This is a genomic window from Providencia sp. PROV200 (assembly GCF_049901995.1).
Lineage (GTDB): Bacteria > Pseudomonadota > Gammaproteobacteria > Enterobacterales > Enterobacteriaceae > Providencia > Providencia rettgeri_E.
The window spans coordinates 4,174,873-4,189,426 of record NZ_CP096307.1 but is presented as its reverse complement, the minus strand read 5'-3'; the positions used below and the strand labels follow the sequence as shown (position 1 = coordinate 4,189,426).

The window sequence follows — 14,554 nt, the reverse complement described above, 5'->3', positions numbered from 1 at the left end:
AGATATCTTTGGATATCTGTAAATAGAGGATATTAGGCAAATAGCTAATAATCATTATTTTAGTTTTTTCTTTAATTTTACAATAATGTAATTTAAGTGACTAATTAAGCTTGAAAAATACTTAGACTGCCAACGCTCATGAGACGACTTTTTTTTCCACTGTTTTGCGGTAAGTGCTTTTTCTAAAGGCAATGATGACCATATTGAATCGTTATATACATTTCTAAAAAACTTTGCAGACTGATAATTAACCCATTCATGCCATGGTTTAGACACCCCAACATAGTGAATTAACTTTACATCATCGGTAAGTTTTTTTTTATAATATTCACTGTTTTTAATTTTAGGTTCGTCATCCATTCCGTAAAGAAAATTATAATTTTTATCCAAATAAAGGTTATGGCCATCAGATATCATGTTAAGGATATCTTGATCTGGAAATAAAGAATTATCTTTATTTTTACTAATTTCAGATACAAAATTATCCATGAGATTATTTTTTTTCCAGCTATCTAAATTGGCAAGCATAACACCGGAGTTAAAATATTTAGATTTTCTAAGAATATCTAATTTTTTAGCTCTTTCTTGCAACGTAGGTAAATCAGAAACAATAGCGAAGTAGTACTCATGTAAGTTTAGCGAGGCAATTTCAGACAAGTTGCCTTTGCAAATCACATCGGCATCTAAATATAGCGCTGTTTTATAATCAGCTGCCAGAATATCAAAGCCTATAACTCTATAGAATGTAGCATAAGGCCAACGCTCTGAAATAGGTAAGAATGTTAGTTTTGTGTTATTAATAATATAAACATCAATAGCAATATTATATGTTTTAGCCGTTTTTTCTAATTTTTTTAGATAGTTATCGGAAATTTTCTCAACAAAAAAATGAAAATGCAATTGTATATTCGGGTTGAATTTTATGACAGATTGCATTGATACAAATGCACCGAGTAGAAAATTTTGTGTTACCCCATAGATAATATTCATACTATCTTGTTCTGGTTGACTATAATCATACTTTATTTTTTTAGATAATATATTTGAGCGTTCAGAAAACATATCTATATCCAGTTGATAAAAGAGTCTCTATGTATCAGTATTATGAGTGGTTGCCGTATTTTTTAACGGCTTAAAAAATAGTTTATCATGAATTAGTATTGTAAGTAGAGATATATGCCAGAACTACCAGAAGTTGAAACCAGTCGCCGTGGGATAGAGCCACATTTAGTCGGAAATACAATCTCTTACGCCATTGTACGCAACAGTCGATTACGTTGGCCTATTAGTGAACAAATTAAAAGCTTATCAGATGAAATAGTTCTGAGTGTGCAACGTCGCGCTAAGTATTTGCTGATTGAATTGCAAACAGGTTGGGTTATTGTTCATCTGGGCATGTCTGGTAGTGTGCGTATTTTGACCGAAGAATTGCCTGAGGAAAAACATGACCATGTAGATTTAGTCATGCGAGATGGTAAAGTACTACGCTATACAGACCCTCGTCGTTTTGGCGCATGGCTCTGGTGTGATGATTTAGAAAACAGTTCGGTACTTGCACACTTAGGCCCTGAGCCATTATCAGATGCCTTTAATCCCCAATATCTTTATGAATTAGCGCAAAAGAAAAAAGTGGCCGTTAAGCCGTGGTTAATGGACAACAAAGTGGTTGTTGGCGTCGGTAATATTTATGCCAATGAAGCATTATTTGCGACGAAAATATCACCTGAAAAAATCACTAATACATTAACATTGGCTGAAATTACAGAACTCGTGCAACAGATCAAAAAGGTGTTACAACGCTCCATTGAGCAAGGCGGCACGACACTAAAAGATTTCTTACAGTCGGATGGCAAGCCAGGGTATTTTGCCCAAGAGTTGTTTGTCTATGGAAAAAAAGGTGAACCCTGCTCAATGTGTGGTACGCCTATAGAAAGCATTAAACAGGGGCAACGTAGCACTTTCTTTTGTCCGCAGTGCCAAAAATAGCGAGCCTTTGCTATTTTTTATTGAGTTTCTTTAGCATTGCCTCAGCAACTATAGGCGGCAGAAAAGACGAAATATCACCATCGTGAAGGGCAACATCTTTGATTAAAGAAGAAGAAACAAAGGACAAACTTTGCGATGGCAATAAAAATACAGTTTCCAAGTCAGGAACAAAATGGCGGTTCATATTTGCTAATTGCCACTCATATTCGAAATCAGCCACAGAACGAACGCCACGAATAAGAATATTAGCGCCATTTTTTTGTGCAAAATTAGCCATCAATTCAGAAAACCCAACAACTTCAACATTATCCAGGTGAGAAGTGACTTCTTTAGCAAGGGCAACGCGCTCATCAAGGGAAAACATCGGGTTTTTTCGTTGGCTATTCGCAATAGCCAGCAAAACATGGTCAAACATTGCTGCTGCTCGGGTAACAATATCAACATGTCCTGATGTCACAGGGTCAAACGTACCAGGGTAAATAGCCTTATGTTTCATGGCGATAGTATCTCGTTATTTGCATTATCTATTCGAAAAAATAGCATGAATAAGCGCTAACATTATCGGCTATCTAGCATGGTTGCAACAGTAGATAAGATTTTACTGCTATTTTTAGGTGCATATTCTGCACACTTTTATCTGAGCTTTATGGTAAGATAGCGCCAATTTTGGTAAGTGAATCAGATCGAATGTTATTGCTGCGTTTATATCAGGTACTTCTTTATCTTATCCAACCATTTATATGGGTTCGCCTATTGCTGCGCAGCCGTAAAGCGCCTGCGTATCGTAAACGTTGGGGCGAACGTTATGGCTTTTGTGCAGGAAAAGTAAAACCTCAAGGCATTTTATTACATTCAGTTTCTGTTGGGGAAACCCTCGCAGCGGTTCCATTAGTCCGTGCACTTCGCCATCACTATCCGTCTTTGCCAATTACAGTAACAACAATGACGCCAACTGGCTCAGAGCGTGTTCTTTCTGCATTTGGTGATGATGTCGACCACGTCTATTTACCTTATGACCTCCCTGGTTCAATGCGCCGTTTCCTGAAACAAGTCGACCCAAAACTTGTGATCATTATGGAAACTGAGTTATGGCCAAACATGATTAATCAATTGCATAAACGTAAAATTCCATTGGTTATTGCGAATGCAAGGCTTTCTGAGCGCTCTGCTGCTGGGTATCAAAAGCTCGGTAGTTTTGTGAAACGTATGCTACGTAATGTCACGATGGTCGCAGCACAACATCAAGAAGATGGTGAACGCTTCGTTCAATTAGGGTTACGGCGGATGCAATTGAGTGTCACGGGGAGCTTGAAGTTTGACATCTCAGTGACGCCTGAATTAGCCGTAAGGGCGATAACGTTGCGTCGCCAATGGGCAGCACATCGTCCTGTCTGGATAGCGACCAGCACTCACGAGGGTGAAGAAGCCATTGTATTAGAAACTCATCAAAAGTTGTTATCCCGTTTTCCTGATTTGCTTTTAATTTTAGTTCCTCGCCATCCAGAACGCTTTGCTAAAGCAGAAGAACTGACCCAAAAAGCCGGCTTAACCTTTATTCGTCGCAGTGCGAATGCGATTCCTTCCGCAGATATCCAAGTGGTGATCGGTGATACCATGGGTGAATTGATGTTGTTATATGGAATTGCGGATATTGCCTTTGTTGGGGGAAGCTTGGTAGAAACTGGAGGACATAACCCGCTCGAAGCGGCAGCCCACGCTTTACCTGTATTAATGGGGCCGCACACATTTAATTTCAAAGATATTTGTGGAAAACTGACTCAAGCAGATGGATTGATTACGGTGACAGATAGTGAATCGATGGTCCAAGCCGTAACGAGTTTACTTTCTGATGAGGATTACCGTTTATATTATGGTCGTCACGCCGCCGAGGTTCTTCATGAGAACCAAGGTGCTCTTCAAAGATTATTAAAACTATTGCAACCCTATTTGCCTCCGCGAGAGCAATAATGCCAAGTAATGTCTTTTTTTGAATATTAACTTGAACATTACAACAATAGATTGTGAATATTTTCTGGCGCATCCTAGTATTGCATTTAAACTATAGTACACTGCCTCGTTTATTATAGAGTCATTCGATTTGGTTTATTACTATTAGGGTAGTATCCAAATGGAATGTTGGAACTTTTGCTTATCTTTTTAAGACTATATGCCAGCCATTAATCAATCAATTTCAAATAAATATGTTTATGTATGGGTCATAAGCTATGCCATAGCTTGGATCTTAGCGAGTTTTTATTTCGACCCAACCGTACCTTATGACACAGTAGAAGCGGTAAATTGGGGGATGAACGGGGAGTGGGGATCACCTAAAAACCCATGGTTTGTTGGCGTTATGATGTGGCCGGCAATTTATCTTGATATCTCCTATAGTTTTTATTGGTACTTTAGCCACTTTGCGGGTATCGCATTCGGTTTACTTGGTGTGTGGAAGTTGGCTTTTCGTTTAACTGGGCGCCGCGACCTCGCTTGGTTTGCAATGCTAATGTTGAATTTATCAGGTGTTATTAATTTCGATATCATTCCTTATAATGATAATTATATTTTAGTGACATTATGGCCTTGGGTTATTTATTTCTTTTTACGTGCTGTTGATGATAATCCTGCATGGTGGTTGCCGTTTGCTTTATTTTCAGCTCTTGCAACGATGGGGAAATATTCAACGTTAGCATTAGTTGGGTCTGTTTTCTTATTAACCCTATTTGTGAAACAGGTTCGCCAAAGCTATCGTCAACCTGTTTTTTACCTTGCGATCGCTTTGTGGTTTGCTTTGGTATTACCAAATTTCTTTTGGTTGATGGCAACGGACTTTTCGGCTTTCAAATGGGTGGACTCACAAATCGACCCTGGGTTTAATCTTCATACCACACAAGCAGCACTTAGCGTGTTTTATCCGTTAGTCATTGCTGCGATTATTGTTTATTGCAGTGGTGGAAAGTTAGGATGGCCGAAAGCATTACCTAATCGCTTGGCTAACTTTATTCTTCTTTTTCCACTGGTGGTGATCTATGGCTGGTTCTCTTTCCACGATGGTGGTCGAATAACTGAATGGTTGCAGCCATTTATGGCTATTAGTGCGCCTTTATTTGTTGGCTCAATAACCGTGATGCCAAGAAAACCGTTTAAGAAGTCATTGGTTGGTTTTGCCATTTTTGGTGTTTTAGTGGTGGTTGGTTATATCACGGTTCAGGCTGCGAATATCCGTGGAGCAGGGCAAAAATTTATTGGTGTAAAAACCTTGATAGCAGACGGTGAGCAACGTTGGTATCAGCGTTATGGTACGCCAGTAAAATATGTTGGCGGAGAAGATAACCAATATCAATGGTTTATTATTTATGGTAAGGACAGGCCACATGTGATCCAGCCATGGTCAATGGAAAAACATATGCCGCCAAATGTGTACAACCGTGATATTACAGAAGCTGAAATTCGCCAACATGGGGCGTTATTGCTGGGCAAGAAATATGATGATTGCGCCCATGAAAACTTCGCTAAGGTTCGTAAGTTCTGGCCACAGTTTACGATAGAAAAAGAAGATGTGATTTATCGTTCTGAACCAGATGCAGAACCTGAAACTATGTGCTTTGGGTTTATTGCGCCAGAGCAGAAGTAAAATGTAAGGGACCGGCTATTAGCCGCTTCCTTACATTATAGAATTTTGCAGGTCAACTGTTGATAAACATCATCAGCACTGATACTTTCCATCGTATTTATTGCGGACTTAATTTCATGCTGCCCTTGCCCATATCCCCCAATCAAGCCGGGGTCAGTGGGGCCAAACAGGGTAAAATTAGGTTTATCAAGTGCCGCGGTTAAATGGCTAAGTCCAGTATCGACAGAAACGACGGCTTTAGCATTAGCAATTTGTTGTGCGACTTCCGCTAAGGTAAGTTTAGGTAAAACCTCAACAAAATCAAAGCCTTTTGCTAATCGTTCTGCACGTTGTTGCTCATGAGGTGCTCCCCACGGTAGTTTGATTTTGATGCCACTTTCAGCCATCAGTCCAATGAGCTCTCGCCAATTTTCTTCAGGCCAGTGTTTATCATCGCGGGTGGTTGAATGCAGAAAAATGACATAAGGGTTTTGAGGTTCTTCTTGTGACTGCAAAAAATGGCGAGCAATGGCGTAATCCCCTTGCTGCGTTGGGCAGGTATAACCAAGGCTTTTGGCAAATAATTGGCGAATACGTTCAACGGCATGTTGTTGCTTGCTGATTGCGTAACGGTGGTCATAAAAGAAGCTGGCTAATGGTTCGCGGATGCTATGGCGATCATAGCCATGTTTATCGCCATGAGCTAAGCGGGTGACAAGAAAAGCGCTCTTTAATAACCCTTGCGCATCAATAATCGCGTCATAATGTGTTGCTTGTAATTTCTTGCGAAACTCTGCACGTTCGGCTCTGATCGGGGCAGAAAACCAATTTTTTCGCCAGCGGCGAATGGCCACAGGGATCACTTGGTTAACGGCACTGTGCCATGTTGGGATTTGCGCGAAGCCTTCCTCAACGACCCAATCGAATTGAATATCGGGTATAGCTTGTTGTGCATCGGTCAGTGCAGGTAATGAGTGTAAAACATCCCCCATTGAAGATGTTTTGACTAATAATACTCTCATCATTCAATACCTATATTTAACCGAGCTAATGCATCGATAACTAATTGGGGTTGGATATCAATCAAACTTTGGTGATAACCACTTTCACCATCCCCTTTACGCACTTTGTGATATCCGGTAATTAAGCGGATCACTTCTGCTTTATCTGATAATGGTGGGGTGAAATCAGGGCTACTTGGGCCATATAAAGCGACAAGCGGTTTACCGAGTGCTGCTGCGACATGCATCAAACCCGAATCATTACTGACAACGGCATGGCAGGCATCGATTAGATTAACGGCTTGTTCTAACGATGTTTTCCCTGAAAAATTATGGCAATGCAATTTAGCATCATCGGTCAGCTCTAAACGAATAGCTTCACCGGCTTCGTGGTCTTTTTGTGAACCAAATAGCAGAACCTGATAGCCTTTTTGGCTAATCAGTGTTTGAGCAAGAGAAGCGTAGTGGTAGTGAGGCCAGCGCTTGGCGGGGCCGAACTCTGCCCCTGGGCAAAAACCAATAATAGGGCGAGAACCATCAACCCCAAAGGTTTGCAGGGTTTCAGTGACTTCTTGCGGCACCGTAACTAGTTTAGGCGGTAAAATGGGTGTCGGAATATCGGAAGCTGATTGAATAGCTTGCTTATCATAAGCAAGCGCAACGTATCGTTGCACCATTAAAGGAAACGCTTTTTTATTCAATGGACGAATATCATTGAGTAGGCCATAGCGCATTTCGCCACGCCACCCCGTTCTTTTGGGGATCTTTGCAAAGAAGGGCACAAGTGCAGATTTTAATGAATTTGGTAACACAATAGCTTGGTTATAGCCATTTACCTGCAAACTTTTACCTAATCGACGACGTTCACCTATTTCCAGTGCGCCATGCCCGAGAGGCATAGGAATAGCTTCGCTAACTTCAGGCATTTTGGCGAGTAAAGGACGGCACCATTGTGGCGCCATCACATCAATCTGTGCATGGGGATGTAAAGCCTTGATCGTGCGATAAAGGCTTTGTGACATCATCATATCTCCTACCCATGAAGGGCCGATCACCAATATTTTCATAAATGATTTTTCAGAAATAAATGTTACGCGTCTTTATTGAGCAGGTGCATATATTCGGTGACACCTTCAGCAACTGTTTTAAATGGCGCAGTGTAGCCAGCAGCACGTAATTTAGTCAGGTCAGCTTGTGTGAAGCTTTGGTAGCGACCTTTTAATTTCTCAGGGAATTCAATGTATTCGATAGCCACATTTTTGTCTTTGTGGAATTCAGTGACTGCATCAGCAACAGCTTGGAAAGATTCCGCACGTCCTGTACCGCAGTTAAAAATACCTGAAACATTGTTTTCCCAGAACCATAAATTGACCGCAGCCACATCGCCCACATAAATAAAGTCACGGCGGAAAGTATCGCTACCTTCGAACAGTTTTGGGTTTTGCCCTTCATTAATTTGTTTATTTAAGTGGTAAGCGACACTCGCCATGCTGCCTTTATGGTCTTCATTTGGCCCATAAACATTGAAATAGCGGAAACCACAAACTTGTGAATTGGCTTCTGGCAGGATCTCACGTACATATTGGTCAAATTGGAATTTTGAATAACCATAGACATTTAATGGTTTTTCGAACTGGCGTTCTTCAATAAAGTTATCGCTACGACCGCCATAAGTTGCTGCAGAAGATGCGTATAAGAAGGGAATTTCGCGCTCTAAGCAGTAATGTAATAACTCTTTAGAAAACTGGTAGTTATTGTCCATCATATACTTGCCATCCCACTCTGTGGTTGATGAACAAGCTCCTTCGTGGAATACCGCGTCAACTTCACCGAAATCATCACCCGCGATAATACTCACAATGAAATCTTCTTTATCTGCGTAATCCGCAATATCAAGGTCAACAAGGTTGGCAAATTTAGTGCCATCTTTCAGGTTATCAACCACTAGGATATCTGTGCGGCCGATTGCATTTAGGGCTTTAATAATATTGCTGCCAATAAAACCAGCTCCACCAGTGACTATGATCATTGGGTATACCTCAAATGGGTTAAGAAAATAGGATCGTTATTGGTGACTATAATAACATCTCTTGGCGCAGACGGTAGCATTGATAGAAGAGAATTGAGCTGACACTTAAATGAGAACAAGGGAAATATCGTGATCTTGGCTACAAACTTGACTTATTTATGCTGTGAATATCGCCACACATAGAGACTATTATTAAACTCTATTAATAGTCTCTATACAGGAAAAAATCATGTCAGAAAGATTTTATCAGCAGATTCAAGAACAATTGCTACAAATTGAAGCCGATGGGTTATTTAAAAATGAACGCATTATTACGACTTCACAAGATGCTGACATTGAAATTGTAGGTGGCCAGCGGGTTATTAACTTCTGTGCAAATAATTACCTTGGTCTTGCTAACCATCCTGCACTCATCGAAGCCGCTAAACAAGGAATGGATAGCCATGGTTTTGGTATGGCATCGGTACGCTTTATTTGTGGAACGCAAGATAACCACAAAGTTTTAGAGCGCAAACTGGCGGATTTTCTGGGCATGGAAGATGCCATTCTCTATTCGTCCTGTTTTGATGCAAATGGCGGTCTGTTTGAAACCTTGTTAGGCGCGGAAGATGCCATTATTTCAGATGCATTAAATCATGCATCAATTATTGATGGGGTTCGCTTAAGCAAGGCAAAACGCTACCGTTACAGCAATAATAATATGGTGGAATTAAAAGCGCGCTTAGAAGAAGCTAAAGCCGCAGGGGCTCGCCATATTTTAATCGCAACAGATGGTGTGTTCTCGATGGATGGTGTGATCGCGGATTTGAAATCCATTTGTGACCTCGCGGACGAATACCAAGCGTTGGTGATGGTGGATGATTCACATGCTGTTGGTTTTGTTGGGGAAAATGGTCGAGGTAGCCATGAGTACTGCGATGTGATGGGCCGTATCGATATTATCACGGGGACATTGGGTAAAGCCTTGGGCGGTGCATCCGGTGGTTATACGGCGGCGAAAAAAGAGGTGGTTGAATGGCTGCGTCAGCGTTCTCGTCCTTATTTGTTTTCGAACTCACTCGCGCCTGCGATTGTTGCCGCATCTATCAAAGTGATTGATATGATGAAAGAAGGCCATTCATTACGTGAAAAATTATGGCGTAATGCTGTGTTATTTAGAGAAAAAATGACAGCGGCAGGTTTCACCCTCGCAGGTGCTGACCATGCCATCATCCCTGTCATGTTAGGTGATGCCAAACTAGCCCAAATTTTTGCAAAAGAGCTACTTGATGAAGGTATCTATGTCACGGGCTTTTTCTACCCTGTTGTGCCGCAAGGCCAGGCACGTATTCGTACTCAGATGTCCGCAGCTCATAGTGAGGAGGATATTCTACACGCTGTTGAAGCATTCACCCGCATTGGAAAAAAGCTAAATATAATCAAATAAAAGGTCTTCTATGAAAGCACTGTCCAAACTGAAAGCTGAACCTGGTATATGGATGACAGAAGTTCCGAAACCGGAACTTGGGCACAATGATGTGATGATTAAAATTCGTAAAACTGCGATTTGTGGTACGGATGTACATATCTATAACTGGGATGAATGGTCGCAGAAAACCATTCCTGTCCCAATGGTTGTCGGTCATGAATATATAGGGGAAATTGTTGCGATTGGGCAGGAAGTCAAAGGCTTTAAAATTGGTGACCGAGTGTCAGGGGAAGGGCATATTACTTGTGGCCATTGTCGAAATTGTCGCGGCGGCCGTGCCCATCTTTGCCGCAATACGATTGGAGTAGGGGTTAACCGAGAAGGGTGTTTTGCTGAATATTTGGTGATCCCCGCATTTAATGCTTTTAAAATTCCCGATAACATTCCTGATGAAATAGCGGCGATTTTTGACCCATTTGGTAACGCAGTTCATACGGCACTTTCCTTTGATTTAGTGGGGGAGGATGTGCTGGTTTCAGGGGCTGGCCCTATAGGCATCATGGCGGCTGCGGTATGCCGACATGTAGGTGCACGCCATGTTGTTATCACTGATGTGAATGATTATCGGCTTGAATTGGCGAAAAAAATGGGTGTTTCCCGTGCCGTGAATGTCAGTCGTGAAAATTTAAAAGATGTGATGAACGAACTGGGAATGAAAGAAGGTTTTGACGTGGCATTAGAAGTTTCTGGTGCACCGGCCGCTTTCCAGACCATGTTAGACACCATGAACCACGGAGGCAGAATTGCCCTATTAGGAATCCCCCCTGCTTCGATGGCAACAGATTGGAGCCAAGTAATATTCAAGGGGCTGTTTATTAAGGGAATTTACGGCCGTGAGATGTTTGAAACATGGTATAAAATGGCGACACTCATTCAATCTGGTTTGGATTTATCACCGATAATTACCCATCAATTCCCCATTGATGAGTTCCAAAAAGGCTTTGATATCATGCGGTCAGGCCAAGCGGGTAAAGTGATTTTAAACTGGGATTAAATTTTTATCATATCCATTCCCCTTCTTGGCTTTTGCGCTAAGAAGGGGAGCAGAATGGTTTACTGCTGTTGTTTGAAAAGCGGACGTTTTTGGGCTTTATCGCCCTGCACTAACAAAGGTTGTAAAGCCTTATCGTTATAAATCCCCTCGACAACAAACATAATAAAATCAATCCCCTGTAGCTTCGGAGAGGGTAATGTAAACTCACAGAGACCGAGCTCTTGCGGAATAATCACATTTTCTGGTTGGCTAGCCGCTTCGGGTTGCCCAACAGTAGCATCTTTGGTTGGTGGTGTTTTTATTTCATCTTGTACTGCTTGCTTGTTTTGAGGTTGTATCGGTGTTTTTTTCGCTTCTTCAGATAACATTCTTAATGATGTTGGCTGTTTCGTTGTAGGTTCAGGGCTCAGTAGAGCACTAACACCCACTAACTCGACATCAGCAGGGAGTTGGGCAAGGTATTTTTGTAATGCACGAACGGTAGATGGGTGCGGATGACCGATTGCAACCGCATTACCGTGCTTGCGTGCATAAGTCACAGCCTTATTCAACTGAGTGCGGGTTTCTTCTTCCGATTGGTGGTTATCAATAAAAATATGGCGACGTAACGTGGGAACACCGTATTCTTTGGCGGCATTACCTGCTTGGGTATTGCCAATAGTCACACTATCAAGGAAAAATAAGTTTGACTTTGACAGGCTCTGCATCACATTACGCATTCCTGCTAAGTTAGAGGTCATCTCACTTCCCATGTGGTTATTCATGCCTTTTGCATGAGGAACTCGGCTTATTGCATTTTTAATAATGCGGTCAATTTCCTCTGCACTCATTGATGGAGCCAATGTGTCTTTCTCTAACGGTTGCTTGCTCAATGGTTTCATGGGCATGTGGATAAGAATATCACGCCCTTGTTGATGGGCTTTTTCTGCGACTTCACGGCCATGGGGAGAGCTCGGTAAAATTGCAATAGTTACCGCAGGGGATAACGCTAAAATTTGGTTATCTTCTTTAACGCGATAACCAAAATCATCAATTACAATCGCCAATTTTGCCGCACTCACCGGTAGACACATCATTAATAATGACAAAACAATGAGTGGTCGAACGGGTAAGTGCTTCAGCATAACGTTATCCTAATTAATTGAATTTAAAATTTATCGCCCTAACCATGGACGAGGGTTTACGGTTTTACCTTGTCTGCGAATTTCAAAATAGAGTGCTGGGCGTTCTTGGCCGCCACTGCTACCTACTAAGGCGATAGGTTGACCCGCTCTAACCTCTTGGCCGACATTCACTAAGGCGCTCTGGTTATAGCCATAAAGGCTCATATCCCCCTTACCATGTTCGACGACAACGACGAGCCCATAGCCTTGTAACCAGTCGGCCAATAGCACGCGTCCATCAGCGATGGCTTTGACTTGTGTGCCTTCGTTAGCGGCGATAACCATGCCTTTCCAACGCAGTTCGCTGGAAATGACATCACCATAGTTGTGGAGTAATGCGCCACGAACAGGCCAAATAGCTTGCCCTGCCGGGCGTCCTAGACCACCTGTACGTGACATCAGTGAGCGTTCACTTTCAGATGGTTTATAGGTTGAGCCTTTCTGTTTGGCTTGCCGTTCTTTTTCAGCCACTTGTACGCGAATACGTGCCGCTTCTTTGGCTTCTCGCTCTGCTCGGGCTTTGGCTTCACGTTCAGCGCGGGCAATCTTATCGCGTAATCTCGCTTCGTTTTGTTTTAGAACTGCAAGATTTTTTTGGTCTTCTTTTAATGTACTCTCAAGGGCATTCAAGGTTTTTTGCCGTGAAGCGCGTGCGTTATCCAACTTACGCTTTTCTTGTTGTTGGCGAGCCAGCGTTGTTTTTTGTTCGGCTTGTTTTTTTTGTTCCAGTTGTTTTTGTTCTTGCAGCTCTTGAGTAGTTTCCTCTAGAGCGACAATGTTTTTTTCACGTGCTTGATTTAAATAGCTGTAATAGGCCAAAATACGCTCTTCGCGTTGGCCTTCTTCACCTTTGAACATTAGGGTTAACCCTTGGTGTTTACCTAACCGGAAAGCCGCGTCTAGTTGGTCAGCTAATAATTTCTCTTGTTGTTGTTTTTTGGTTTGTAGCTGCTTGATATTGCTACTTAAGGAAATAATTTCTTTATCTAATTGTTTTAGCTGATTTTGAGTTTCATGCAGGCTGCGCCCTGCGGCGGAAATGCTTTGCTCTTGTTGTTTAAGTTGCTCAAGCAGTGCTGAGCGCTTGGCTTGTTGTTCTTTTACACTTTTCTCTTTCTCAGCGATACTTTTGAGTAAATCATGTAACTGGCCTTTATTTGCGGTGATCTGGTTGGCAAACACAGCTTGTGTTGGGGCGAGAACAAGCAGCCCTAACCCAAATATAGCGCTAATAGCCTGACGAATAAATGAAATTTTCATTCGATGATGTGTATTGCCCATCGTGATAAATCACCTCAATTAAATGCAATAACTGATTATTTCATCTGCAAGTGATGGTTTCCAGCACTGTCTAACAAATAGTATTGAAAACATTTATAAATTCGGATTTTTGCCCTGAATTAGAACTATATTAAGTCAAATAACACAGTTTTATTATCACTGATTTATTTTGTATAGCCAGTTTTCAATACTTTTTTCTTATTCATTGCCTATTTGAAGCACAGCTTAGACCTGTTTCGCACGTTTATGTTAAAATATTTGCGTACAGCTTCGAAACAGAAAAGTTATTTTTCAGTGAACTGTGTTAATTTTGCGGGCCTTACCGCAAAAAAAACAAGCGAGTTTGCGGGAATTGGCTGTAATTAGCTCAACACAAAGGTATACTCAGAACCCTTTGATATTCGTTTTTAACTAACGGGAGTGATTGCCCCCCATGATCCAAGAAATCATGCAATTTGTAAGCCGGAACATGTTATTGAGTCTGGTTTGGATAGCGCTATTAGTCGCTGTCGTTGTTATGACCTTTAAAGGCCTTTTCTCTAAAACGAAAGTGATTGCTCGTTCACAAGCGATTACACTGATTAATAAGGAAGAGGCGGTTGTTGTCGATTTACGTTCTCGTGACGATTTCCGTAAAGGGCACATTATTGATTCTATAAACTTAACACCGTCTGAAATTAAAGAGAATAATTTAGGTGAATTAGAAAAACACAAACAGAAACCAGTAATTATCGTTTCTGCAAGTGGTATGGAATCAGGTAAACCGGCGGAACAGCTGGCACAACACGGTTTTGAAAAAGTCTTTGTCCTGAAGGAAGGGATCTCTGGCTGGGCAGGTGAAAACCTTCCTTTAGCTCGTGGTAAGAAGTAATTATCTGGTATCGAGTTGCTTCCCAAGTTATATATGCAACAAGTAATTTGGGGAGCGCAACGCAGCGAACACCCCAGTAGCTCAGAATAACAGGGTTTCCCTTAAATTATTTGGGCTACAGGTAGGCGGCAAGTGAAGATATCCAAGGAGC

13 protein-coding genes are annotated in these 14,554 nt (G+C 41.7%); 6 read left to right on the top strand and 7 right to left on the bottom strand.

Going from position 1 to position 14,554, the window contains the following annotated elements; genetic code table 11:
- Window positions 1–54: 54 nt before the first annotated feature.
- The gene (locus M1E86_RS19415) at window positions 55–1,062 is read right to left on the bottom strand and encodes a glycosyltransferase family 8 protein (RefSeq protein WP_426099204.1); all 1,008 of its coding nucleotides are present in this window, start codon (window positions 1,060–1,062) and stop codon (window positions 55–57) included.
- A gap of 114 nt (window positions 1,063–1,176) precedes the next feature.
- Between M1E86_RS19415 and mutM the strand changes: the two genes are divergently transcribed.
- Window positions 1,177–1,986, top strand: a complete 810-nt coding sequence (gene mutM, locus M1E86_RS19410; protein ID WP_319863686.1) for a bifunctional DNA-formamidopyrimidine glycosylase/DNA-(apurinic or apyrimidinic site) lyase — start codon at window positions 1,177–1,179, stop codon at window positions 1,984–1,986.
- A 10-nt stretch (window positions 1,987–1,996) separates the two neighbouring features.
- On the opposite strand, the gene coaD is transcribed toward mutM, so the two are convergent.
- Window positions 1,997–2,482: a pantetheine-phosphate adenylyltransferase gene (gene coaD / locus M1E86_RS19405; protein ID WP_125895040.1), complete on the bottom strand. Its 486-nt coding sequence runs from the start codon at window positions 2,480–2,482 to the stop codon at window positions 1,997–1,999.
- Between the two features lie 191 nt (window positions 2,483–2,673).
- Here coaD and waaA point away from each other — a divergent pair, with 191 nt between their 5' ends.
- Entirely contained in the window at window positions 2,674–3,954 is a 1,281-nt protein-coding gene (waaA, locus tag M1E86_RS19400) for a lipid IV(A) 3-deoxy-D-manno-octulosonic acid transferase (protein WP_125895038.1), read from the top strand.
- A gap of 199 nt (window positions 3,955–4,153) precedes the next feature.
- Window positions 4,154–5,617 (top strand): glycosyltransferase family 39 protein, encoded by a 1,464-nt coding sequence (locus M1E86_RS19395; RefSeq protein ID WP_213913769.1) that lies wholly within the window; start codon window positions 4,154–4,156, stop codon window positions 5,615–5,617.
- A gap of 35 nt (window positions 5,618–5,652) precedes the next feature.
- On the opposite strand, the gene rfaC is transcribed toward M1E86_RS19395, so the two are convergent.
- From rfaC to rfaD, 3 genes are read right to left on the bottom strand one after another with little or no spacing between them, the layout of a single operon-like run.
- The gene (gene rfaC / locus M1E86_RS19390; protein ID WP_213913850.1) at window positions 5,653–6,618 is read right to left on the bottom strand and encodes a lipopolysaccharide heptosyltransferase RfaC; all 966 of its coding nucleotides are present in this window, start codon (window positions 6,616–6,618) and stop codon (window positions 5,653–5,655) included.
- Window positions 6,618–7,664, bottom strand: coding sequence for an ADP-heptose--LPS heptosyltransferase RfaF (gene rfaF / locus M1E86_RS19385; RefSeq protein WP_213913768.1), 1,047 nt, complete (start codon window positions 7,662–7,664; stop codon window positions 6,618–6,620). The genes rfaC and rfaF overlap by 1 nt, the downstream gene beginning before the upstream one ends.
- Before the next feature lie 23 nt (window positions 7,665–7,687).
- Window positions 7,688–8,626 carry an ADP-glyceromanno-heptose 6-epimerase gene (gene rfaD, locus M1E86_RS19380; RefSeq protein ID WP_213913767.1) on the bottom strand — a complete coding sequence of 313 codons (939 nt, stop codon included), beginning with the start codon at window positions 8,624–8,626 and terminating at the stop codon, window positions 7,688–7,690.
- A 229-nt stretch (window positions 8,627–8,855) separates the two neighbouring features.
- On the opposite strand from rfaD, the gene M1E86_RS19375 reads away from it, so the two are divergent.
- Together M1E86_RS19375 and tdh are read left to right on the top strand one after the other, a co-directional pair.
- Window positions 8,856–10,052, top strand: coding sequence for a glycine C-acetyltransferase (locus tag M1E86_RS19375; protein ID WP_213913766.1), 1,197 nt, complete (start codon window positions 8,856–8,858; stop codon window positions 10,050–10,052).
- A 10-nt stretch (window positions 10,053–10,062) separates the two neighbouring features.
- Window positions 10,063–11,088, top strand: coding sequence for an L-threonine 3-dehydrogenase (gene tdh / locus M1E86_RS19370; protein ID WP_426099203.1), 1,026 nt, complete (start codon window positions 10,063–10,065; stop codon window positions 11,086–11,088).
- Window positions 11,089–11,147: 59 nt separating this feature from the next.
- On the opposite strand, the gene M1E86_RS19365 is transcribed toward tdh, so the two are convergent.
- Window positions 11,148–12,212 carry a divergent polysaccharide deacetylase family protein gene (locus tag M1E86_RS19365; RefSeq protein ID WP_213913762.1) on the bottom strand — a complete coding sequence of 355 codons (1,065 nt, stop codon included), beginning with the start codon at window positions 12,210–12,212 and terminating at the stop codon, window positions 11,148–11,150.
- A gap of 30 nt (window positions 12,213–12,242) precedes the next feature.
- On the bottom strand, window positions 12,243–13,532 hold the full coding sequence (gene envC / locus M1E86_RS19360; RefSeq protein ID WP_213913761.1) for a murein hydrolase activator EnvC: 1,290 nt from the start codon (window positions 13,530–13,532) through the stop codon (window positions 12,243–12,245).
- A 433-nt stretch (window positions 13,533–13,965) separates the two neighbouring features.
- Here envC and M1E86_RS19355 point away from each other — a divergent pair, with 433 nt between their 5' ends.
- Window positions 13,966–14,403 carry a rhodanese-like domain-containing protein gene (locus M1E86_RS19355; RefSeq protein WP_004265159.1) on the top strand — a complete coding sequence of 146 codons (438 nt, stop codon included), beginning with the start codon at window positions 13,966–13,968 and terminating at the stop codon, window positions 14,401–14,403.
- Window positions 14,404–14,554: the final 151 nt, after the last annotated feature.